Genomic DNA, 20468 nt, shown 5'->3' with positions numbered 1-20468 from the left:
TAAAGTCTCCTTTACTGTAAAGCGACCTTTACGGAAACGTCGCTTTACACCGCCCTGCAACCATGACACCGACACATCCGATTCGACGAGGACAGAAGTACAAACGCGTGATGCTCGGGTTCGTCGCGATAGGTGTACTGGCGTTTTTCGCCGGTATGTTGATCGACCAGTACCTCGCGGGACTGATCGTCTACGCCGTCGGCGCGATGGGAGCGCTCGTCGTGACGGTGTACGCCGAGTTCAGCGACGCGATAACCTTCCTCGACGAACGCGATCAGCGACTCCACGAGCGAGCAAGCCACGCGACCGTTTCGGCGGTCTCGTACGTCGCGCTCCCGATCATCGTGGCCCTCTACCTGCTCGACGCCATCGGGCAGTACGACATCCCTCCGGTCGTCTGGGGTGGCATCTGGGTCCTCAGTGCCTTCTACCTGCTCTGGGGTGCCGTCTACACCGTGTATCGGTACCGGACATGAACAACGACCTGCGCGAGCGCCGAGCGGAACGCGACCTGAGCCAGGCCGACCTCGCGGCCGAGGTCGACGTGACCCGCCAGACGATCAACTCCATCGAACGCGGTCGGTACGACCCCTCGCTGGAACTGGCCTTCGAGTTGGCCGCCTACTTCGACTGCCGGATCGAGGACATCTTCGACCCCGAGTAGGTCCCCGCTGACGCACGTCCACAGCGCTGATTGTGCCCCGCCACGCAGACCCGGTATGAAGTTCGATCACGCGGGCATCGCGACCGACGACGCCGACGCGCTGGCCGAGCAGTACGCGGCCCTCTTCGACGCGACGGTCGCCCACGAGGAACAGTTCGACGGCATGCAGGTCGTCTTTCTCGACCTCGGCAACGGCTTCTTCGAGGTGCTGGAACCCCTCGACGGCGAGGGTGCCATCGCGAACTACCTCGACCGAAACGGCCCGGGAATCCACCACCTCGCGGTGGCGACCGAAGACATCGAAGCGGCGCTGAATCGCGCACGCGAGGCGGGCGTCGAGTTGATCGACGAACAGCCACGCGGCGGGGCCTGGGGCCACGACGTGGCCTTCCTGCACCCCGAATCCACTGGCGGGGTCCTGCTCGAGTTCGTCGAGCACTAGGCGGTCGCCGTCTCGACCTCGACCGGGTCGCTGAAACAGTCGATCTCGAAGCGTGCGCCGCCCTCCGGGCTCTCCGCGATGGACAGCTCCCAGCCGTGCGCGCGGACGATGTCCCGGACGATGGCCAGTCCGAGGCCGGTCCCTTCCTCGTGGGTCGTGTAGCCCTGTTCGAACACGTCGGCGCGTTCGTCCTGGGGGATCCCTTCGCCGTCGTCCTCGACGTAGAAGCCGGTGTCGCCGGTGAGTGCGCCGACCCGGACCGTGACGTCACCGTCGTTGTGGTCTATCGAGTTGCGGAACAGGTTCTCGAAGACGTTCAGCAGGCGGTCCCGGTCGCTCTCCAGTCGGAGTTCGACGTCGGTATCGAGCGAGGCCCGGTCGGTTTCGACGTTCTCCCAGGCCTCGGTCGCGACTGCGCGTACGTCCACGTCTTCTTTCTCCGTGATGGCCTTCCCGGAGCGTGCGAGGGTGAGCGCGTCGTCGATGATGTCCTGCATCCGTTCGTGGGCCATGTCGATCTCCTGGACGCTGTTTTGGTACTCGTCGTCGAGTTTGGTGTCCAGCAGTTCGACGTGGCCGGTGGCGACGTTCAGCGGGTTCCGGAGGTCGTGGGAGACGATGCTGGCGAAGCGGTCGAGTCGCTCGTTCTGGTGTTCGAGCTGTTGTTTCTGCCGTTCGAGGTCCCGTTTCTGCTGGCGGAGTTCCTCCTCGCGCTGGCGGAGCTGTGTCTCGCGTTCCTTCTGGCCGGTGACGTCGTACAGGAGGATGCTCTGTCCGGCGAAGGCCCCCGAACTGTTCTCGATGTTCGAGATATTGATGTCGTAGCAGCGTTCTTCGGTTTCGGAGACGGACACCCAGATCTGCTTACGCCGGTCGCTCAGGAGTTCACCTTCCTCGTAGTCGTCCCAGTACTTGCCGAGGTCGATCACCTCGAAGACGGGTTTGCCGACGACCCGGTCTTCCAGCCCCATCATCTTGCGGGCCGTGGAGTTGATGTCCACGATTCGACCGTCGGCGTCCAGGATCATGACGCCGCTATCGAACTCCTCGATCACGAAGTCACGCGCCAGCGGCAACACGTCGTCGAACCGCGAACTCAGTCGGGCCAGCACGGTGTCGATGGGGAGCATCTGGACGAACCGCATGCTCGTGAAGATCACCAGCCCGATCGCGCCCCAGAACAGGAACGAGAGGGGGACGATCATCATGTGGGGAAACGGACTCCAGCCGGCGATAGTGATCAGGTTGCCGACCCACATCGACAGACCGGCGAACGCGAGCACCAGACTCAGCTTCCGGTAGACGTTCCGGGAGTGGATCGCCTTCCGGAGCAAGATCGCGGTCGCACTCAACAGCAGGACGTAGGTCAGTCCGACGAACGCCCAGGGGACCGGTCCCCAAGTGTCGTAGGCCAGCAACACCAGCGACCCGTCACGCACGAGCCGGGCGTTCGCGAGTACCAGTCCGTGTGCTTGATTCGTCGGGGTCAGGGGCACGTACACCAGCGACACCAGGAGGAGGGCGTGGGGCAGGTATCGCTGAAGCCTGTCGTAGTGGCCGGCGTACGCGACGGCGAAGAGGAACCAGCAGCTACAGAGGGTGACGGTCGAGACGAGAAAGCTCGTGAAAAAGACCAGCTTCAGCTGGAGCGTCGTGCTGGCCACCACGAGGGCGAGCGACAGTGACCACGTGGCGAGGCTGAACATGGCCCCGACGTACCAGATTGTCCCCCGCCGGCCGCGCTTCGCGTAACCGAGGTACCCGGCGACCGACGAGACCACCGCGACGAGCAACAGCGCGGGCACGTAGATGCTGTACTGGAACATGCGACTCGGTCACCGTTCCCCGATGGATGAACGGTGTCGTTGTTTGTCAGTTCCTTCGAGTGGTGTAAAAGATATCTCCTGTATTATCGCGGCTGATAACGAATTAGCCCCAGTCGGCGGCGCGGAACTCTCCTTCCGGGTGCATCCGGGCGGGCGGTTCGGCGAACCAGGCCGCGCCGTTGAGTTCGCCGGGCTGGATGGCGAGGTGACCGCCCTCGTAGCGGCCGTCGAAAAAGACCCACAGCGTGTGCAGTCGCTCGTCGTGGTCGCCCTGGGAGACGCTGATCCGCCGGCGGATCAGGAACGGTTCGACGATCCGGCAGTCGACGCCGGTCTCCTCGCGGACCTCCCGGACGGCCGCCTCCTCGTAGGACTCGCCACACTCCCGACCGCCGCCGGGGAGGCCCCACCGGGTCGAGCCACGCGAGAGGATCATCAGCACGCGCCGGGACTCCGGGATGTCGGCCGGAAGCGACTCCGAGAGCGGTGCGGTCTCGGGCGGTTCGCGAACGACCCAGACGTAGCCGCCGCCGGTGTACCCTTCGGTGGCCAGATCGCGCAACTCCGGGAACACGTCGGCGGGCACTTCCTCCTCTTCCTCCCGGACGGGCACGTCGCCGTACTCCGACAGCAGTCGGTCCTGCCGGCAGTCGACCTCCGTCCGGTTCACCTCGTGGGCCATCTTCGGCCCATACTTTTCGTTCGCACTGAAATGTCCTCCGACCCGCCAGTCCCGGCCTGGTCCCCGCAAGAGCCGAACGGTCAGCCCGACAGCGTCTCGAATACCTCCTCGGCGGTCCGCTCGACCGTCGAGAGATGGCCGAGGTCGGGATAGACGTGCGCCTCGGCCGTGGGAATCGCGTCGGCCAGGTACAGCCCCATCGCAGCTGGTACGACGGTGTCTTCCTTCCCGTACCACAGCCACGTCGGTACGTCGACCGACCCGAGATCGAATCCCCACGAGCGGCCGAACAGCGCCGTCTCGGTGACCAGCGGATCGAGGCCGTGGTGGCGGCGCGACTCGATCATGCTCGCGTGGACGACCTGCCCGAGTTCGCCCGTCCAGACCGGTCCGTCCGCCGGCGCGGCACTGTCGGCCATCGATTCGAGGAAGGCGTCCCGGTCTTTCAGGGCCTGCCGGCCGCCGAGCCACAGGGCGAGTTTCGCCGCGGGCGGCAGGGCACGTGCGCTGTAGTACCAGAGCCGGTCACGGACGCCGACCGCAGCCATCGGCCCGAGTCCACAGACGATGCCCGCTCGCTCGACCCGCTGGTCCAGCAACGCCGCCGTCACCGCGGCGTATGGGCCGCCGGCCGAAATCCCGAGGACTGGAAATTCGGCCAGTTCCAGCGCGTCGGCCATATCGGCCACGTCGGCGGGCCAGTCGGTCAGTGCCCGGTCGGGGTCCGGATCCGAGACGCCGAAGCCCGGCCGCTCGGGCGCGATCACACGCACGCCCTGCTCGCGGGCCACGTCGTCGAACGCCGCCGCGAACACTCTCGAGTTGGGGAACCCGTGGAACAGGACGAGGGGGTCGCCGTCGGGATCGCCGACGGTCGCGTACCCCAGATCCCGACCGTCCCGCAACTCGACGGTCCGGGGGTTCTCGGCGATCTCACGGGCCAGTGCCAGCGCATCGGACCCGTCATCGGTCGGTATTCTCACCCGTTCGTCGTCGCTTCCGAGCCACTCGCCGAGTGCGTCGCGCAGTCCCATGCGCGAACGGTCTGTCGCTCCCCGAATAACGGTTCGGGACGGCGAAGACGAGGGGCGACGCTATCGGAACGCCGCCTTCCCCACGTCGAGCAACACGTCGGGTTCGTACTCGTGGTCGCTCACCGGCGGGATCTCCCTGTCGATGTCGAGCAGCTCGTAGGTGGCCATCATGGCCGACCGGACCGAGTACTCGACGGTGAACACCACGTCCCGTGGCACCTCGGCGAACTGGCCGAGGAACGCGAGGTTGTTCGACCCGTCCGGGACCACGTCCGGTCGATCACCGGGGGTCCGGGGCATGAACTGGCCCGTGATGAACGGCATCATACAGGGGATGCAGTTGGCGTCGTCGACGAACTCCTCGAAGCGGTCGAGACAGCCCAGATGGTAACAGAGCTCTTCGAGGATCTCCTCACCGGTACAGTCCTCCATCTTCTTCTCGACGTGGTTGCCCTCTTCCTCGGGGAACAGGCCGTATCCCCAGAGTACCTTCACGTCGTCGGGCTGGTTCGCGAAGTGTGGCTGTGCGGCGACGACTGTGGAGAGCAGCCAGTTCGACTCCGTGTACGTTACCAGCCCGTTGCCGGGTTCTTCCCGAGTGACCTCGACGATGTGTTCGAGCAGATCCGGTTCGTCGAGCGTGACGGTGAACGACTCCCACTTGGTCTCCTCAATGTGGTCGGCGAACACCGATGGATCGCCGAACTCGGGGTTGTCCTCGACGATGGACTTCCACAGCTGGAAGGAGGCTCCGGTCCTGTTCAGGTCTGGGGCGTCCGTCATCGACCCCAGACTCGACCCGTCGGTCATCGAACCGTTCGTGACGAACACCATGTCCTCGGGTTCGACCGCGATGGTTTCGGACCCACCGTCGGTGTCGTAGTGGATCGCCTCGACGGTCTTGCCGTCCCGCTGTGGGACGATGTCGAGATCGGTCACCTCACAGCCGCCCTCGAACTGGACGCCCCGCGCTTCGAGCCACTGACGGAGCGGACGGACCATCGAGTCGTACTGGTTGTACTTGGTCCGGTCGACGCCCTCGAGCGTGTGCAGGCGCGGGAACTCGTGCATGAACCGGTGGAGATACCGGCGCAGCTCCGCGACGCTGTGCCACGGCTGGAACGCGAACGTCGTCGACCACAGATACCAGAAGGTCGTGTCGAAAAACGACTCCGAGAACCACTCCTCGATCCGCGTGTCCCCGAGTTTCTCCTCGGGCGTGAGGACGAGCTGCAACAGGGAGAGCCGATGCTCCATCTCGAAGCCGTAGGTAGACACGTCGAGAATCTCCTGGTCGCTGTTCATCAACCGTGCTTCTGCGTAGGTCTCGTGCTCGGCGTTGAACTCGTCCATCACCGCCTTCACCGACCTGTCCTCGTCCTCCAGCGCGGGAATCGAGTCCAGCAGGTCCCAGGTACACTCGTAGGTGGGGAAGTTGAGCATCCGCCCGCCGCGGATGACGTACCCCTCCTCGGGCGAGCCGGCCCCGTCGAGGGCCCCGCCCATCACGTCGAGCTTTTCCAGGACGTGGACGTTCTCGCCCGGCATGCCACCGTCTCGCACGAGGAACGCAGCCCCGGCGAGCGACGCGATCCCGCCGCCCACGAAGTACGCTTCTCGCTCGGTCACGTCCGGTTCCGTCCGTCCGTCGTCGACGTGGCTCATTCTCGAACACCTCCGGTATGCCGCTGGTTCCGTGCGACCGCCTCAGTTCGCGACCACGGCGAGCGTGTGTCGGGTACTGTCCGTCCTGTGTCGTGGTCGGGTAGTGGTCTCATCTTCGTTTGTTGATTCGATGCCCCGGGAAAAGGACACTCCCGACAATTATCAACCGGTGGTTAGTTGCGACAGGTATAAATTATACATTTCTCACACTTCACATTGGTGGTGGTATATAAGCAATCTGCCGACGCGACCGGTGGCGACCACCGGCAGTTGCGACGGGTCAGCGGTGCACCTACTCGTAGTACTCAAGGTACAGCGCGATCGCCTTCAGCCCGAGGTAGAGCCCGAGCGGAATCCCGACCAGTGCGTGTCCGATGGGGCTGTCGAGGAAGCCGAGGATCGCTCCGACGATTCCGCCGAAAAAGCCGACCACGCCGCCGACGAGTCCGAACAGTCCGCTCAGCAGGCCGCCACCCCCCTCGTCGCCGTCGGCGTTCGCGGCCGTCTGAAGCTGGGAGCCGTTCCCGGCCCCGTCCGCAGCCGTCCCGTTTGCAGTCTCCTGAGCGGTCGCCGGACCGACGGGTCCCGGTGCGGCGAAGACGGCCACCACGCTCGCGACGAGCAGGCAGGCACCGATCCGGGCGGCGATCCGCGACCACCGACGCACACTCATCACCCGGAGTACCGACCGATGGGGGTTAAATCCCACCCGCGTTCGCCTAGCCGAAGTTCTCGACCTTGGCGGCGTCGGGGTCGCCGCCGGCCGCGTCGATGGCGGACGTCGCGGCGTCCAGGAAGTCCGCGAAGCCGTAGACGAACACCTGTTCGCCCTCTTCGCCGGTCACCACGTCGGTCGTGGCCGCGACCGTGTCGTCGTCGGCGTCGAGGACGTGGACGGTTGCGCCCCGGGCTTCGATATCCTCGAGTGCGTCCTCGTGGATGGGATCGTCGTCGCGGTAGACGACGGCGGCCTCGTTGCCGTCCGCGAGCGCGCGGCGAGCGATGCCGACTGCTGGACCCACACCCGGGCCGCCCGCGAGGACGACCGTCCGGGATTCGTCCTCGTAGTAGGCGTTCCCGTAGGGGCCCGACACGTCGAGTTCGTCGCCGGCCGTCAGATCGGCGAGGATCGGCCCGAACGCGCCGTCGGGGTCGATCTCGACGGTGATCTCGAAGGTGTCCTCGACGTCCGACGACGAGATGGTGTAGAAGCGGCTCTCGCGCTCGCCGTCGATGTCCGCACTGAGCTTGACGAACTGGCCGGGGTTGGCCGTGAAGTCCGCTGGTGACTCGAACGCGATGGCGATGGCGTCCTGACCGACGGACTCGACGGCGGCGACGGAGACGGGTTCGTCTTCCATATTTCACTCTGGGCGCCCTTGCCGAAAGGTGCTTTCGATCCGAAGAGAACTGGACGGACAGTCAATAAACTGACCGATTTGCGGGGTTGAACACCTATTGCAGAAGGCTTTTGCGTCGCCGCTGGGTAGCCCCTCGCTAGTATGCCCGCGGACCTCAACTGGGCCATCGGCGGTGAAGCTGGCGACGGGATCGACTCGACGGGCAAGATTTTCGCACAAGCTCTGTCCCGTGCCGGTCGCCACGTCTTCACCTCCAAGGACTTCGCGTCGCGTATCCGTGGCGGGTACACGGCGTACAAGATACGCACCTCGGTCGACCAGGTCGAGAGTGTCGTCGACAGACTCGACATTCTCATCGCGTTGACCGAGCGAACCATCGACGAGAACATGGACGAACTGCACGAGGGCAGCGTCATCATCTACGACGGTGAGCGCACCACGATGCAGGACGTCGAGATCCCCGACGGGATGGTCGGGCTCGACGTCCCCCTCAAATCGCTGGCGGAGGACGCCGGCGGCGCGATCATGCGCAACATCGTCGCGCTGGGCGCTGCCTGCGAGGTGACGAACTTCCCCATCGAGAACCTCGACGAATCGCTGGACAAGCGGTTCAAGGACAAGGGCCAGGCCATCGTCGAGAACAACAAGGAGGCCGCCCGACTCGGGCAGGAGTACGTCGCCGAGGAGTTCGACCACGACTTCGACTACGACGTGGAGACGACCGACAACGACTACGTCCTCCTGAACGGCAACGAGGCGCTCGGCATGGGCGCTATCGCCGCCGGCTGTCGGTTCTACTCCGGCTACCCGATCACCCCGGCGACCAGCATCATGGAGTATCTGACCGGCCGGCTGGACTCCTACGGCGGGAAGGTCGTCCAGGCCGAGGACGAACTCGCGGCCATCAACATGGCACTCGGCGCCGCACGGGCCGGTGCACGTGCGATGACCGCAACCTCCGGTGCCGGGATCGACCTGATGACCGAGACCTTTGGACTGGTCGCACAGAGCGAGACGCCGCTGGTCATCACCGACGTCCAGCGCTCCGGGCCGTCGACCGGGATGCCGACGAAACAGGAGCAGGGCGACCTCAACATGGCGCTGTACGGCGGCCACGGCGAGGTCCCCCGTTTCGTCGTCGCGCCGACGAGCATCTCGGAGTGTTTCTGGAAGACGATCGAGGCGTTCAACCTCGCCGAGAAGTACCAGACGCCGGTCTTCCTGGTCTCGGACCTGGCCATGTCGGTCTCCGAGCAGACGTTCCCGCCGGAGGTCTTCGACATGGACGAGGTCGAGATCGACCGCGGGAAGGTCGTCGACGAGGACTCGATCTCGGAGTGGCAAAACGAGAAGGAGCAGTTCCAGCCTCACTTCCCGGCCGCAGACGGCGTCAGCCCGCGGACCTTCCCCGGGACCGACGGCGGCGCACACATGACGACCGGGCTCGAACACGACGAACTCGGTCGCCGGACCGAGGACACCGACGTCCGCATCGAGCAGGTCGACAAGCGCCAGCAGAAAGTCGAGACCGCCCGCGAGGCCGAAGAGTGGGACTACCGCGAGTACGGTGACACCGACGCGGACACGCTCGTCATCTCGTGGGGGTCCAACGAGGGCGCGATGCGCGAGGCCCTCGGCTTCCTCGACGAGAAGGACATCGACGTGCGCTTCATCTCCGTGCCGTACATCTTCCCCCGTCCGGATTTGTCCGAGGAGATCGAAGCCGCAGACGACGTGATCGTCGTCGAGTGTAACTCCACGGGGCAGTTCGCCGACCTCCTCGAACACGACACGCTGACACGACTCAAACGCGTCAACAAGTACAACGGCGTGCGATTCAAGGCCGACGAACTCGCAGCGGAGATCGAAGACAAACTCGCCGAACCCAGCGAGGTGGAGGCAGAATAATGAGCTCCGATATCAGATTCACCGACTTCAAGACCGACAAGCAACCCACGTGGTGTCCCGGCTGCGGCGACTTCGGGACCATGAACGGCATGATGAAAGCCCTCGCGAACACCGGCAACGACCCGGACAACACGTTCGTCGTCGCCGGCATCGGGTGCTCCGGGAAGATCGGCACCTACATGCGCAGCTACGCGCTCCACGGCGTCCACGGCCGCGCACTCCCCGTGGGCATCGGGACGAAGCTGGCAAACCCCGAACTCGAAGTGATGGTCGCCGGCGGGGACGGCGACGGCTACTCCATCGGCGCGGGCCACTTCATCCACGCCGTCCGCCGGAACGTCGACATGACCTACGTCGTCATGGACAACCGAATCTACGGCCTCACCAAGGGCCAGGCCTCGCCGACCTCGCGTGAGGACTTCGAGACCTCGACCTCCCCCGACGGGCCGAAACAGCCCCCGGTCAACCCCCTCGCGCTCGCGCTGGCCGCCGGCGGTACCTTCATCGCCCAGTCCTTTAGCTCCGACAGCCAGCGCCACACCGAGATCGTCAAGGAGGCCATCGAACACGACGGCTTCGGCTTCGTCAACGTCTACAGCCCGTGTGTCACCTTCAACGACGTCGACACCTACGACTACTTCCGTGACACCATCGTGGACCTCAGCGAGACCGACCACGACCCCACCGACTACGACGACGCCAAGTCGGCCATCCTCGACGCCGACAAGGAGTATCAGGGCGTCATCTATCAGGACGAGGGCTCCGTGCCCTTCGACGAACGCGAGGGTCTGAGCGAGCCGATGCACGACATCCCCGACGGCGCGCCCGAGGACGCGATGGATCTCGTCCGGGAGTTCTACTAGCACCTTTTTCCCGCTCGGGTGCCGCGCTCCGCGCGGCACCACTCGCGGCAAAAACGTGCGCGAAAAAGGCGGAGTTCGCGCCGCCGGCGCGAACTCCGTACGACTTCCTTGCTCCGCACCGCGACCGCACAGCCACCGCACCGCCACCGCACCGCGACCGCACAGCCACCGCACCGCCACCGCACCGCGACCAAACAGCCACCCCACCGCCAGCAGTGACTGAATCGCCGTCGGAATCGAGTCCTGCCGGACCGCCGCGTCGCAGTTCGATCAGCCCCGAGATTCAGTACTGAGAATCGACGACGAAGTATTTACCTTCGCCACTCGTATATCAAATAATCGAACTGTACGATCGTCTCGCGCGCTTCCGAGACGACGAGCGAACACCGGAACGATACACGATGTCAGAACACGAGTTCGACGCGGAACAGGCACGCCGAGACCTCTACGAGGTGATGAGTCGCGACACCGACTTCGATACGAAGGCGACCGACGCCTTGCGTCTCGGCCGGAAGTATCTCGGCGTCCAGAACGGCCACCTGACCCGGATCGACGAACCGATCGACTACCGGGAGGTCATCGCGAGTTCGGACCCGTCGGACGGCGTCATCACGCCCGGGCTCGTCATGGACCTCCAGAAGACGTTCTGCCGGGAGGCGATCCAGCGGGAGGATCCGCTCAGAATCCACGACGTCGACGCGCAGGGATGGGGCGGCCACCCGGCCCGGACCGACTACGGTATCCAGTGTTACCACGGGACGACGATCACCGTCGACGACGAACTGTACGGGACGGTCTGCTTCGGTTCGATTACGCCTCGGGAGGACCCGTTCACCGAGGACGAGACGCTGTACGCCGAGCTGATCGGCCGGATGCTCGAACACGAACTCGTCCGGGAGCGCACCGAGACCGAGCTGGAGCAACTCGAACGGTTCGCGAGCGTCGTCTCCCACGACCTCCGGAACCCGATGACGGTCGCCAAGAATCGCATCGAACTCGAACGCGAGCACCGCGACAGCGAGCACCTCGAGTCGGCCGCCACCGCCGTCGACCGCATGGACGACATCGTCGACGACGTGTTGACCGTCGTTCGCCAGGGCCGGGACGTCGAGGATACCGAACCCGTCACCCTCGAGTCACAGCTATCGTCCTGCCGGCAGTCGGTCGACCTGCGCGACGCGACGGTGACCGTCACCGAAGACATCGAGTTCGCGGCGGACCCCGACCGACTCCGCCAGCTGTTCGAGAACCTGCTCCGCAACGCGCTAGACCACGCCGGCGAGGGCGTCACCGTCACCGTGGGCTCCCTCCGGGCCCCCGACGGCTTCTACGTCGAGGACGACGGCCCGGGCATCCCCGGAGAGGACCGCGAGACGGTTTTCGAATCGGGCTACTCGACCCGCGAGGAGGGGACTGGCCTCGGCCTCTCGATCGTCGCGAGCATCGTCGAGTCCCACGACTGGGAGATCGAGGTGACCGAGAGCGAGCAGGGCGGGGCGCGGTTCGAGATCACCGGGGTCGCCGTCCCGCAGTGATCTGCAGGGGCTGGTAGTACACGATCACCGCACCTGCTTCGTCATCTCCACGTGCGGGATACCCGCCTCCTCGAACTCGTCGCTAACAGTTTCGTAGCCCAGCTTTCGGTAGAACTCCTCGACCGTGGTCTGTGCGTGCAGGACGAGGCGGTCCAGATCGCGCTCGCGGGCGAGGTCCTCGACGGTGTCCATCAGTTTTCGGCCCAGCTCTTCCCCACGCCGTTCCCGGCGGACTGCGACTCGTTCGACCTTGCCGGTGTCGTCGCCGACGGTCCGGAGTCGGGCCGTGCCAACGGGTCTGCTGCCCTCGTAGGCAACGGTGTGGACGGCGTCGTCGTCCCGCCCGTCGATCTCCACGGCTTCGTCGACGCCCTGCTCGTCGACGAACACGTCGCGACGGACCGCGAACGCATCAGACAGATCGCCGTCGCCGGCGACGACCTCGATCCGTGCGTCGGGCATGGCTCGACGTAGGGCGGGCCGGGAGAAAAGGGCTGGTGGGTCGTCAGTTTCCGCCGGCTTTCCGGACCTGTTCGGCGACTTCCTCGACGCCATCGTAGGTGTGGTCGACGATGGCCTCCATGTTGAGGAAGCCGTGGATCATCGACTCGTGGTTGCTGTACTCCACGTCGACGCCGGCCTCGGCGAGTTCCTCGGCGTAGGCGTGCCCCTCGTCGCGCAGCGGGTCGTACCCGCAGGTGAGGACGAACGCGGGCGGCGTCTCGGCGAGTTTGTCACGGCGGGCGTTCAGCGGGAACGCCCACGGGTGGTGGGCGTCGATCTCGTCGTCGATGTACTGCTTGACGAACCAGAGCATGTCCTGTGCGGTCAGGAAGTAGCCGTCCCCGTTCTGAGCGCGGGAGGGCATCGGGTCCATGTAGGTCGTCGCGGGGTAGAGCAGGAGTTGCCGGTCGATGTTCGGCATCCCGCGCTCGGCGGCCATCAGCGAGACGACGGCGGCGAGGTTCCCCCCGGCGCTGTCGCCGGCGACGACGTGGGTGCCCGTGTCGGCGCCGTACTCGTCGGCGTTGCGGGCGGTCCACTGCGCGCCGGCGTAGGCGTCCTTGATCGGCTCCGGCCACGCCGCTTCGGGGGCCTTGCGGTACTCGACGGAGACGACCACGGCTTCGGCCCGGTTAGCCAGCATCCGGCAGAGCGGGTCGTGCGTGTCGATATCGCCGGCGACGAAGCCGCCACCGTGGAAGTAGGTGACCGTCGGGTGTCCCTCACCGGCCGGTGCGTAGACCCGGGCGGGAATCGGGTCCTCGCCGTCGCCGGCGGCCGGAATCTCCACGTCCTCGACGGTGTCGACGTCCTCCGGTTCGGCCGTCGAGAGGTCCGTCATGATAGACAGCTGCTGGCGCGAGTCCTCCGGTGTGCCCTCCGAGAGCGAGATTTCGTAGTCGTTGAGCAAGTCGAGCATGTTCTCGACGTGCCCGTCGAGATCCCCCCGTACCGGCTGGTCGTCGAACATATGCCTTTCTTTCACACCGGACCGCCCATGAACGTTCTACCACTAATCTACGGCTGCTTTTAAGCTATCCGGGGGAATGCCGGGGAGTCGGCCGATTTCGCCGCGGATAGGGTCCTTTTTATGAGCTGGGACGATAATGGAGACCAATGAGTGTGCAGTCCGATAGTACCGTGGGGGGTGACGCGGTGGGGGCCGTGATCACGGACTCGCCGTCGCGGGGGGCGTATCGCATGCGACGATGCGGCTCGGTGTCCGGTGGAGAACAGCGCTGTCAGGAACGATCCGCAGTGCAGGAGAGGATGCTATGACCGATCGTTACGACGTCCTCGTCGCCGGTGCGGGTCCGGCCGGAGCACAGTGCGCTCGCGACCTGGCAGCACGGGGCTACGAGGTGCTCGTCCTCGAAACCGAACCCGAAGACGAGTTCCCGCGCCAGAGCAACAAGTCGACGGCGGGCACGTTCCCCTCGATGATGGCGTCGTTCAACGTGCCCAGCGACGTCGTGATGAACTACACCGACAACGTCGTCCTGGAGTCGCCCAACGAACACTACGTCCAGGAACAGGCGGGTGCCGTCCTCGAGTTCGCCGACTTCAAGCAGTGGCTCGTCGAGAAGGGGCGCGAGAACGGTGCCGAGTACTGGTTCGACGCCCGCGTCGCCAACCCGATCATGGACGGCGGCGAGATCATCGGCGTCGAGTACGACGGTGACGAGGAGGTCTACGCCGACATCGTAATCGACGCGACGGGCCCCTCCGCGCCGCTCGCCCGCGCCCTCGGCGTGAGTGATCTGGAGCGACGGAACCAGGCCATCGGCATCGAGTACGAGTTCGAGGGTATCGACGTGGATCACGACGGGTACGCCGACCTGACCGACGCGATGATGCTCCGACTCGATCACGACCTCGCGCCGGGCGGGTACTCCTGGATCTTCCACACCGGCGAAGACACCGCCAAGGTCGGCCTCTGTTACATCCAGAACGAGCGCTACCAGTCCCGTGGTCACGAGGGCATGACCATCGACGACCACCTCGACTACTGGCTCGACTCCGACCCCCGCTTCGAGGACGCGACGAAACTCGAAGGCAAGATGCACCGCGGGTCGGCCCACATCCAGATGCCCGGAGAGATGAGCACGGACAACTTCATGGCCATCGGTGACACCGTGCCGACCCTCGATCCGCTGTGGGGCGAGGGCATCCACAAGTGCATGGAGTCCGGTCGCGTCGCGGCCGCGACCGCCGACAAGTGTCTCACGCCGAACGACCCCGACACGTCCGCCGAGAACATGGCGACCTACGACGACCTCTGGCACCAGCGGGTCGCACCCCGGATGCGCAACCGGCTGTTGATGACCAAACTGCTGTATCTCGCCCCCAACGAGCGCTACGACCAGCTGATGACGGATCTCCACCGGATGCCAGACGAGACACTCGCGAAGGCCAACAAGGGGAACCCGCTAGCCATCGGGAAACTGATCCACACCGGCGACCTCCCGATCCTGGTCGACTACGCGAAAGAGCAGTTCGACGGGGCCGGATCGAACCCCGCGAGCCCCGTCGAGGCCATCGCGAAGTTCTTCCGGCGCTGACGCTTCGCGCCGGTTTCACAACCGTTTTCCACGCGGCAGCCGTTCGTTCTATGACTATGTCTCCACAACTCGACCCCGAGAGCGTTCCGCGAGCGAACGGCATGCCGATGCTCGGTCTCGGCACCTGGCAGAACGAGGACGCCGACCAGTGCGCCGAGAGCGTCCGGACCGCACTCGAGGCCGGCTATCGGCACATCGACACCGCACAGGCCTACGGCAACGAGGAGGCCGTCGGCCGCGGCATCGCCGAAGCCGACGTGGACCGCGAGGACGTGTTCCTCGCGACCAAGGTGTGGATCTCGGAACTGGCCCACGACGACGTGATCGAGAGCACCGAGGCGAGTCTGGACAAACTCGGCGTCGACTACGTCGACCTGCTGTACATCCACTGGCCGGCCCGCGAGTACGACCCCGAGGGGACCATCTCGGCGTTCGACCAGCTCCACGACGAGGGCAAGATCGAGCAGTTCGGGGTCTCGAACTTCGAGCCCCACCACGTCGAGGAGGCCCGCGAGCACGCCGACATGCCCGTGTTCGCCAATCAGGTGGAGATGCACCCGCTCCTCCCCCAGACCGAACTCCGGGAGTTCGCGGCCGACACGGACCTCGAACTGGTGGCGTACTCGCCGCTCGCTCGCGGGCAGGTCTTCGAGAACGACACCATCGTCGACATCGCCGAGGCCCACGACGCTAGCCCCGCGCAGGTCAGCCTCGCCTGGCTCCGCGAGAAGGGCGTCACCGCCATCCCGAAGGCGACCGGCGAGGACCACATCCGGGACAACTTCGGGAGCGTCGACGTCGACCTCTCAGCGGACGATATCGAGCGGATCGACGCCATCGACGAGCGGGACCGGCGGGTCCACCCCGACTTCGCGCCGGACGCCTGGTAACCGTCCTGTCGCGGACCGGCGGCTGGCCTCTCGAATTCCCCCTCGTTGACACGCGTCTGACGAGGCCAGAATGATTATACCCCCCGCGTCGTAACCCGCCGCACATGGCAGCGGGACGCGCGTCGGGCGGCGGTGTCGTCGACGATATCCGCTTCGATCTCCGGCGGATGCACGAGACCTGGATGGAGTTGTTCTTTCCGCGCCAGCGCAACGCTTCGAGTTCCGTCCTCGGGAAGTGGGAACCGAAGACGGCCCGGGAGAAGGTGACCTACAACACCTGGTACTACCTCGGGATTCCGATCATCGGACTCCTCTACCCGCTCGTTCTCCTCGGTGTCGTCCTGCGTTTCCAGAGCCGACGGCTCGACAGCGCGGCGCTTCGACTCGGAACCGTGGGCGTCGTCTTCCTGTTTATCCTGCTGTGGGGTGCGCTAACCGCGGCGTCGTACGTCCGGTTCGACGGGCTCACGGAGGGCTTCTTCGCGGTCGCGGCCGCCTCGACGGTAGCGGTCGTCGCCGCCGCGCTGGCGGTCGGCTTCCGGGTGATCGGCGGCCGGGTGACGACGGTCCTGTTCGCGTGGCCGTTCGCGATGACGGCGATCTTCCTCCCGCCGGTCGTCGCCGCACTGTACTCCCCGACGGTTGCCGAGGTCGTCCTGCCCCGCAGCGAGAGCCTCGCCATCTGGCTGCTGGAGAACCCGCTCGACTTCGCCGACGTGAACACGTACCTGAAGACGCGGTACGACCTCGAAGGGCTCGCCTTCGCAGGCATGTGGTTCGGCCTCTCCGTCCCCGTCGGCTGGGTGCTCGGCATCCTCGTGACGCTGGCCGACCTCGTCCGGCCGAAGGCCGACGGCGGAGACGGCGGCAGCGACGACTGAAACCCCCTCCCACCGGAACTGACCGCCGGAAGCACAACTCACATTTCCGTCGCTTCCTACGGGTCAGATATGGAGTTCGACCTGCCGAAGACGCTGGCACTGTTCGCGGCGTTGATCGTCGTCGGTGTGGGTGCGTTGCTCGTCGCGCCGATGATGGGGACGACGACCGTCCTGACGATGGTCCTCCCGTCGATGGCCATCTTCGGCGGGATCTGTCTCTTCCTGGGCGTCAAACACGGCGAGTACCGCGCCGGTCACTGATCCACTCGGAGGTCCCGGCGTCGACCCTTCGGGATTTGCGAGCGCAACTCCCCGTGCAGGTAGAGGCCGACGCCGAGCGGTTCGGCCGCCCCCGCGAGGTCGTGGGTGGCGATCAGGTAACCCCAGTCGCCGTCCCACGCGATCTCCTGATCCTCGCCCGCGACGAACGCTTCGGCCTGCTCGCGAGTGAGGTGGATCACGTTCTTCTCGGCCCGGTGGCCGAATCGCTGGACCGCGTTCGTCGTCGGCTTCCAGTGGTCGCCCCGGGTCCGCAGGACGCTCATGCCGAGTCCCTCCACTCTGACCGGTGACTCGGTGTCGGCGTGGAACGCCCAGACCTTCCCGCGTCCTTTCTCCCAGAAGGAAAAGTCGGCGAGGAACGCCCGCGAAATGCCGAACCGCTCGTCCCACCAGTCGAGGAGTTCCTCACGGGTAGGCTGGTCTTCGTGGATCCGATCCTCGGGGTCGGTCGGGAGGCGGACGAACGTCTGACCGTCGTGCTGGTCCGTCATCCTTCCACCTCCAGTTTCGCACAGAAGAACCCGCCCGTGTCGTTGTGGTGGGGATAGATCCGCTTCGCTTTCCGGACCGACTCGTCGAAGGTCTCGCCCTCCCACTCGGTGACGCCCGGCGCGTGGTCGAGGGGCAGGTCGAACTCGACCAGCCGGCAGTCCGCCTCGGCCAGCACGTGATCGAGGACGGCCTCGTTCTCCTCGGGGGCGAACGTACAGGTAGAGTAGACGACGTGGCCGCCCTCCCGGACCACCTGGACCGCCCGTCGGAGGATGCCCTTCTGGGTCCCGGCGATGCCCGTCACGTGTTCGAGCGTCCACTCGTCAAGCGTGTCGGGATTCTTCCGGATGGTGCCCTCACAGGAACAGGGCACGTCGACGAGGGCGGCGTCGTACCCCTTCGACTCCCAGGGCTTCAGCGAGTGGTTGCGGGCGTCCTCGCGAGTGACGGCGATGTTGGTGACGCCGAGCCGTTCGGCGTTGCTCCGCAGCGCGGAGATGCGCCCGAGGTTGTTGTCGGTCGCCACCAGCAGGCCGCGGTCGTCCATCAGCGCCGAGAGCTGGGTGGTCTTGCTCCCGGGGGCGGCACAGGCGTCCCAGACCCGGTCGCCCGGCTCGGGGTCGAGGACCGTCGCCGGGACGGCCGAGACCTCCTCTTGCCCGTGGAGCCAGCCGTGGAAGTACGGCCAGTTGGCCCCCGGCTGGGTGTCCAGTCTGAAGAGGCCGGGGTGCCACTCGCAGGGCTCGACGCCGATCCCCTCGGCTTCGAGCGCCTCGCGGGCCCGCTCGGGGTCGGTCGCGATCGTGTTCACCCGAACCACCGACGGCAGCGGGCGCTCGCAGGCGTCGCGGAACGCCTCGAAGTCGTCGATCAGCGGTTCGTAGCGGTCCAGTACCTCCATTGGCCGTCCGTTCGCTCCCGGTGATTAAAACCTCGGCTATCCCGGGACGGGCGGACGAGGGTAGCGAGGACGACCGGAGGGAGTCCTCGAACAGTCGAGCGGTGAAACCGCGAGACAGGGAGTCCGCCGGAGGTGCGAGCGGTGACGTGAGGAACCGCGGGACGGGCGGACGAGGGTAGCGAGGACGACCGGAGGGAGTCCTCGAACAGTCGAGCGGTGACGAAAGGAACCGCGAGCGTTCAGTACTCTTCACCCTCCAGATCTTCGAGGTGGGTCTGGAGGTCGGGGAACGCCTCGACGTCGGCGAGGCCGTACTCGGCACCGCCGTAGAACGATTCGGGGATCTCGGTGTCGACGAGTACGTCGTCGGCGTCTCCGTCGACGTGGTTGACCTTGTCGAGCGGCACCAGCCGAACCGACTCCTCGTCGGCCTGCACGCAGACGACGAGCGTCTCCCGGAACAGGACGGCGTCGAACGCCTGCGGTTCGTACTCCGACGTGGTGAAGAGGGTGATCGAACCCATACCGGAGTCGACGGGCCGAAGGCACTAAACCCTCCCGCGGGTCGGGGAGGTTCGGAATCATCCCGCTGTCGGCTTCCACGCGACACAGAGGCTCCCACCGACGACACCCAGCAGGAGGCCCACGACGAGGCCGCCGAGCGCACCGAACACGGACGCGAGCGAGAGGACGATGGCGACGGCACCGAGTTCGGTCGTGAACGACGGTCGAAGGTGGGCGGCCACGCCGACGAGGACGAGCGCACACCCGATGGCGAGGCCGACGGCCGGCGCGCCGTCGGCACCGACGAGTGCGAACACCCCGCCGAACTGGAGCGGGACGGCGGCGATGACGACGCCGGCCAGGACGACCACGAGCGGGCCGGCGACGGGACCGCGGCTGGCGACCATATCGGCCACGTCTACGCCCGCCCGGAAAACCCTAGGCCCGACGCGGTTCTCAGGCGTAATCCGCGAGCGGTTCCTCGATGTCGAGCAGGTCGGCGCTGCGCTTCCAGAGGTCGCGCTGGGCCTGCTCGTCGCGCGCGTCCGGTGCGGGGCGGCGCTTGCGACAGCGCGCGAAGTACTTGCCGGTCGTCCCCGCGACGTCCTCGGACGCTGCGAGGTAGGTCATCGTCGCGGCTCCGTCCGCGGGCGAATCGGTTAGCGGCACGTCGTCGAGGAAGTTGCCGAACTGCTGGATCGGGCCGGGGAGCGCCCGCGAGAACTCGCTTCCGGGGATGATGCCCGGGTGGAACGAGTTGGACGTGACGCCCCGCCCCGCGTTGTCCAGCCGCCGGGCCAGTTCGTTCGCGAAGTGGATGTTCGCCAGTTTCGACCGGCAGTAGGCCGCCCACTCCGAGAACGGGCTCGGCTCGATCAGCGCGTCGAGATTCATCGAGGTGACGCGGTGGCCGATGGAGGCCGTGGTGACGACCCGCGCGTCCGGCGCGAGCGTGTCGAGCAGTTCCGTCGTCAGCAGGAACGGCGAGAGGTGGTTGATGTGAAAGTGCATCCCCACGCCGAGTTCCGTCCGCTCGTCGTCGTCGAACAGTCCACCGGCGTTGTTACAGAGCACGTCGATCTCGTCGACCGAGTCGCGAACCTCGTCGGCCATCCCGCGCACCGCCTCGACCGACGCGTAGTCCGCCGAGACGAACTGCGCGTCGGAGCCGACCGCTTCCAGTTCGTCGACGGCGCTCTCGCCGGCCGCCCTATCGCGGCCGTGGACGATCACGTCGGCCCCGAGTCGTCCCATCGCCACCGCGGCCTGCCGACCGAGGCCGTTCGTCGACCCCGTCACGAGCACCGTCTGTCCGGACAAGTCCACGCCCTGTACCCCCGCCTTCACTTCCGGATCCCTGTCCCCGAGTATCATCATCCGACAGTTTCGAACGATCGCACATAATATTCGCGGAATTCACTCCGGAGAGAACCGCTATCCGGCCACCGGTACGGTGGCGGGCGACGAGGCGGC

General features: G+C 66.0%; 23 protein-coding genes. 10 read left to right on the top strand and 13 right to left on the bottom strand.

Translation table 11 applies throughout. The features are described 5' to 3' along the window. Positions 1–62: 62 nt before the first annotated feature. Genes BV210_RS03480 through mce form a run of 3 tightly spaced genes read left to right on the top strand, consistent with a single transcriptional unit; the run spans position 63 to position 1106 of the window. Positions 63–476: a DUF2178 domain-containing protein gene (locus tag BV210_RS03480; protein ID WP_077205297.1), complete on the top strand. Its 414-nt coding sequence runs from the start codon at positions 63–65 to the stop codon at positions 474–476. Then, positions 473–664, top strand: a complete 192-nt coding sequence (locus BV210_RS03475; protein WP_077205296.1) for a helix-turn-helix transcriptional regulator — start codon at positions 473–475, stop codon at positions 662–664. Before BV210_RS03480 ends, BV210_RS03475 begins: the two co-directional genes overlap by 4 nt. 55 nt (positions 665–719) lie before the next feature. Then, positions 720–1106 carry a methylmalonyl-CoA epimerase gene (mce, locus tag BV210_RS03470; RefSeq protein WP_077205295.1) on the top strand — a complete coding sequence of 129 codons (387 nt, stop codon included), beginning with the start codon at positions 720–722 and terminating at the stop codon, positions 1104–1106. On the opposite strand, the gene BV210_RS03465 is transcribed toward mce, so the two are convergent. The 6 genes from BV210_RS03465 to BV210_RS03440 all read right to left on the bottom strand — a co-directional run bounded on the left by BV210_RS03465 (position 1103) and on the right by BV210_RS03440 (position 7674). After that, positions 1103–2932, bottom strand: a complete 1830-nt coding sequence (locus tag BV210_RS03465) for a histidine kinase N-terminal 7TM domain-containing protein (protein ID WP_077205294.1) — start codon at positions 2930–2932, stop codon at positions 1103–1105. The genes mce and BV210_RS03465 overlap by 4 nt on opposite strands. Positions 2933–3035: 103 nt before the next feature. Further along, positions 3036–3614, bottom strand: a complete 579-nt coding sequence (locus BV210_RS03460) for an NUDIX hydrolase (RefSeq protein WP_077205293.1) — start codon at positions 3612–3614, stop codon at positions 3036–3038. A gap of 80 nt (positions 3615–3694) precedes the next feature. Continuing rightward, positions 3695–4648 (bottom strand): alpha/beta fold hydrolase, encoded by a 954-nt coding sequence (locus tag BV210_RS03455; protein WP_084802550.1) that lies wholly within the window; start codon positions 4646–4648, stop codon positions 3695–3697. A gap of 60 nt (positions 4649–4708) precedes the next feature. Continuing rightward, complete coding sequence (locus BV210_RS03450; protein ID WP_077205292.1) at positions 4709–6313, bottom strand: oleate hydratase; 1605 nt, start codon at positions 6311–6313, stop codon at positions 4709–4711. Between the two features lie 292 nt (positions 6314–6605). Continuing rightward, positions 6606–6986, bottom strand: coding sequence for a hypothetical protein (locus BV210_RS03445; protein ID WP_077205291.1), 381 nt, complete (start codon positions 6984–6986; stop codon positions 6606–6608). Positions 6987–7032: 46 nt separating this feature from the next. After that, positions 7033–7674: an FAD-dependent oxidoreductase gene (locus tag BV210_RS03440; RefSeq protein ID WP_077205290.1), complete on the bottom strand. Its 642-nt coding sequence runs from the start codon at positions 7672–7674 to the stop codon at positions 7033–7035. 141 nt (positions 7675–7815) lie between these two features. Here BV210_RS03440 and BV210_RS03435 point away from each other — a divergent pair, with 141 nt between their 5' ends. The 3 genes from BV210_RS03435 to BV210_RS03425 all read left to right on the top strand — a co-directional run bounded on the left by BV210_RS03435 (position 7816) and on the right by BV210_RS03425 (position 11980). Then, entirely contained in the window at positions 7816–9582 is a 1767-nt protein-coding gene (locus BV210_RS03435; protein WP_077205289.1) for a 2-oxoacid:acceptor oxidoreductase subunit alpha, read from the top strand. Beyond that, positions 9582–10445 (top strand): 2-oxoacid:ferredoxin oxidoreductase subunit beta, encoded by an 864-nt coding sequence (locus BV210_RS03430; RefSeq protein ID WP_077205288.1) that lies wholly within the window; start codon positions 9582–9584, stop codon positions 10443–10445. Before BV210_RS03435 ends, BV210_RS03430 begins: the two co-directional genes overlap by 1 nt. A 401-nt stretch (positions 10446–10846) precedes the next feature. Next, positions 10847–11980: a HAMP domain-containing sensor histidine kinase gene (locus tag BV210_RS03425; RefSeq protein WP_077205287.1), complete on the top strand. Its 1134-nt coding sequence runs from the start codon at positions 10847–10849 to the stop codon at positions 11978–11980. A gap of 24 nt (positions 11981–12004) precedes the next feature. On the opposite strand, the gene BV210_RS03420 is transcribed toward BV210_RS03425, so the two are convergent. Beyond that, positions 12005–12442: a GNAT family N-acetyltransferase gene (locus BV210_RS03420; protein ID WP_077205286.1), complete on the bottom strand. Its 438-nt coding sequence runs from the start codon at positions 12440–12442 to the stop codon at positions 12005–12007. Positions 12443–12485: 43 nt separating this feature from the next. Then, positions 12486–13454, bottom strand: coding sequence for an alpha/beta hydrolase (locus BV210_RS03415; protein WP_077205285.1), 969 nt, complete (start codon positions 13452–13454; stop codon positions 12486–12488). Positions 13455–13758: 304 nt separating this feature from the next. Between BV210_RS03415 and BV210_RS03410 the strand changes: the two genes are divergently transcribed. The 4 genes from BV210_RS03410 to BV210_RS03395 all read left to right on the top strand — a co-directional run bounded on the left by BV210_RS03410 (position 13759) and on the right by BV210_RS03395 (position 17077). Further along, the gene (locus tag BV210_RS03410) at positions 13759–15045 is read left to right on the top strand and encodes a digeranylgeranylglycerophospholipid reductase (RefSeq protein ID WP_077205284.1); all 1287 of its coding nucleotides are present in this window, start codon (positions 13759–13761) and stop codon (positions 15043–15045) included. A gap of 101 nt (positions 15046–15146) precedes the next feature. After that, a complete protein-coding gene (locus tag BV210_RS03405; protein ID WP_077207953.1) occupies positions 15147–15935 on the top strand; it encodes an aldo/keto reductase in 789 nt (262 codons plus the stop codon). 104 nt (positions 15936–16039) lie between these two features. Beyond that, positions 16040–16816 carry a hypothetical protein gene (locus tag BV210_RS03400; protein WP_077205283.1) on the top strand — a complete coding sequence of 259 codons (777 nt, stop codon included), beginning with the start codon at positions 16040–16042 and terminating at the stop codon, positions 16814–16816. A gap of 69 nt (positions 16817–16885) precedes the next feature. Further along, positions 16886–17077 (top strand): hypothetical protein, encoded by a 192-nt coding sequence (locus BV210_RS03395; RefSeq protein WP_077205282.1) that lies wholly within the window; start codon positions 16886–16888, stop codon positions 17075–17077. Here BV210_RS03395 and BV210_RS03390 read toward each other — a convergent pair. The 5 genes from BV210_RS03390 to BV210_RS03370 form a co-directional block, all read right to left on the bottom strand. Next, on the bottom strand, positions 17071–17589 hold the full coding sequence (locus tag BV210_RS03390; protein ID WP_077205281.1) for a hypothetical protein: 519 nt from the start codon (positions 17587–17589) through the stop codon (positions 17071–17073). The two genes, BV210_RS03395 and BV210_RS03390, sit on opposite strands and share 7 nt — an antisense overlap. Beyond that, on the bottom strand, positions 17586–18491 hold the full coding sequence (locus BV210_RS03385; protein WP_077205280.1) for an RsmB/NOP family class I SAM-dependent RNA methyltransferase: 906 nt from the start codon (positions 18489–18491) through the stop codon (positions 17586–17588). Before BV210_RS03385 ends, BV210_RS03390 begins: the two co-directional genes overlap by 4 nt. A 239-nt stretch (positions 18492–18730) precedes the next feature. After that, a complete protein-coding gene (locus BV210_RS03380) occupies positions 18731–19015 on the bottom strand; it encodes a hypothetical protein (protein WP_077205279.1) in 285 nt (94 codons plus the stop codon). Positions 19016–19072: 57 nt separating this feature from the next. After that, positions 19073–19402, bottom strand: coding sequence for a DUF6114 domain-containing protein (locus BV210_RS03375; RefSeq protein ID WP_077205278.1), 330 nt, complete (start codon positions 19400–19402; stop codon positions 19073–19075). A 49-nt stretch (positions 19403–19451) separates the two neighbouring features. Further along, complete coding sequence (locus tag BV210_RS03370; RefSeq protein WP_077207952.1) at positions 19452–20369, bottom strand: SDR family NAD(P)-dependent oxidoreductase; 918 nt, start codon at positions 20367–20369, stop codon at positions 19452–19454. Positions 20370–20468: the final 99 nt, after the last annotated feature.

Source organism: Halorientalis sp. IM1011 (assembly GCF_001989615.1).
Taxonomy (GTDB): Archaea; Halobacteriota; Halobacteria; order Halobacteriales; family Haloarculaceae; genus Halorientalis.
This window is presented reverse-complemented; position numbering and strand designations above follow the sequence as displayed.

Coding starts and splice junctions, on each gene's coding strand:
- BV210_RS03480 (WP_077205297.1), top strand. CDS start 63: ATGACACCGACACATCCGATTCGACGAGGACAGAAGTACAAACGCGTG.
- BV210_RS03475 (WP_077205296.1), top strand. CDS start 473: ATGAACAACGACCTGCGCGAGCGCCGAGCGGAACGCGACCTGAGCCAG.
- mce (WP_077205295.1), top strand. CDS start 720: ATGAAGTTCGATCACGCGGGCATCGCGACCGACGACGCCGACGCGCTG.
- BV210_RS03465 (WP_077205294.1), bottom strand. CDS start 2,932: ATGTTCCAGTACAGCATCTACGTGCCCGCGCTGTTGCTCGTCGCGGTG.
- BV210_RS03460 (WP_077205293.1), bottom strand. CDS start 3,614: ATGGCCCACGAGGTGAACCGGACGGAGGTCGACTGCCGGCAGGACCGA.
- BV210_RS03455 (WP_084802550.1), bottom strand. CDS start 4,648: ATGGGACTGCGCGACGCACTCGGCGAGTGGCTCGGAAGCGACGACGAA.
- BV210_RS03450 (WP_077205292.1), bottom strand. CDS start 6,313: ATGAGCCACGTCGACGACGGACGGACGGAACCGGACGTGACCGAGCGA.
- BV210_RS03445 (WP_077205291.1), bottom strand. CDS start 6,986: ATGAGTGTGCGTCGGTGGTCGCGGATCGCCGCCCGGATCGGTGCCTGC.
- BV210_RS03440 (WP_077205290.1), bottom strand. CDS start 7,674: ATGGAAGACGAACCCGTCTCCGTCGCCGCCGTCGAGTCCGTCGGTCAG.
- BV210_RS03435 (WP_077205289.1), top strand. CDS start 7,816: ATGCCCGCGGACCTCAACTGGGCCATCGGCGGTGAAGCTGGCGACGGG.
- BV210_RS03430 (WP_077205288.1), top strand. CDS start 9,582: ATGAGCTCCGATATCAGATTCACCGACTTCAAGACCGACAAGCAACCC.
- BV210_RS03425 (WP_077205287.1), top strand. CDS start 10,847: ATGTCAGAACACGAGTTCGACGCGGAACAGGCACGCCGAGACCTCTAC.
- BV210_RS03420 (WP_077205286.1), bottom strand. CDS start 12,442: ATGCCCGACGCACGGATCGAGGTCGTCGCCGGCGACGGCGATCTGTCT.
- BV210_RS03415 (WP_077205285.1), bottom strand. CDS start 13,454: ATGTTCGACGACCAGCCGGTACGGGGGGATCTCGACGGGCACGTCGAG.
- BV210_RS03410 (WP_077205284.1), top strand. CDS start 13,759: ATGACCGATCGTTACGACGTCCTCGTCGCCGGTGCGGGTCCGGCCGGA.
- BV210_RS03405 (WP_077207953.1), top strand. CDS start 15,147: ATGCCGATGCTCGGTCTCGGCACCTGGCAGAACGAGGACGCCGACCAG.
- BV210_RS03400 (WP_077205283.1), top strand. CDS start 16,040: ATGGCAGCGGGACGCGCGTCGGGCGGCGGTGTCGTCGACGATATCCGC.
- BV210_RS03395 (WP_077205282.1), top strand. CDS start 16,886: ATGGAGTTCGACCTGCCGAAGACGCTGGCACTGTTCGCGGCGTTGATC.
- BV210_RS03390 (WP_077205281.1), bottom strand. CDS start 17,589: ATGACGGACCAGCACGACGGTCAGACGTTCGTCCGCCTCCCGACCGAC.
- BV210_RS03385 (WP_077205280.1), bottom strand. CDS start 18,491: ATGGAGGTACTGGACCGCTACGAACCGCTGATCGACGACTTCGAGGCG.
- BV210_RS03380 (WP_077205279.1), bottom strand. CDS start 19,015: ATGGGTTCGATCACCCTCTTCACCACGTCGGAGTACGAACCGCAGGCG.
- BV210_RS03375 (WP_077205278.1), bottom strand. CDS start 19,402: ATGGTCGCCAGCCGCGGTCCCGTCGCCGGCCCGCTCGTGGTCGTCCTG.
- BV210_RS03370 (WP_077207952.1), bottom strand. CDS start 20,369: ATGATACTCGGGGACAGGGATCCGGAAGTGAAGGCGGGGGTACAGGGC.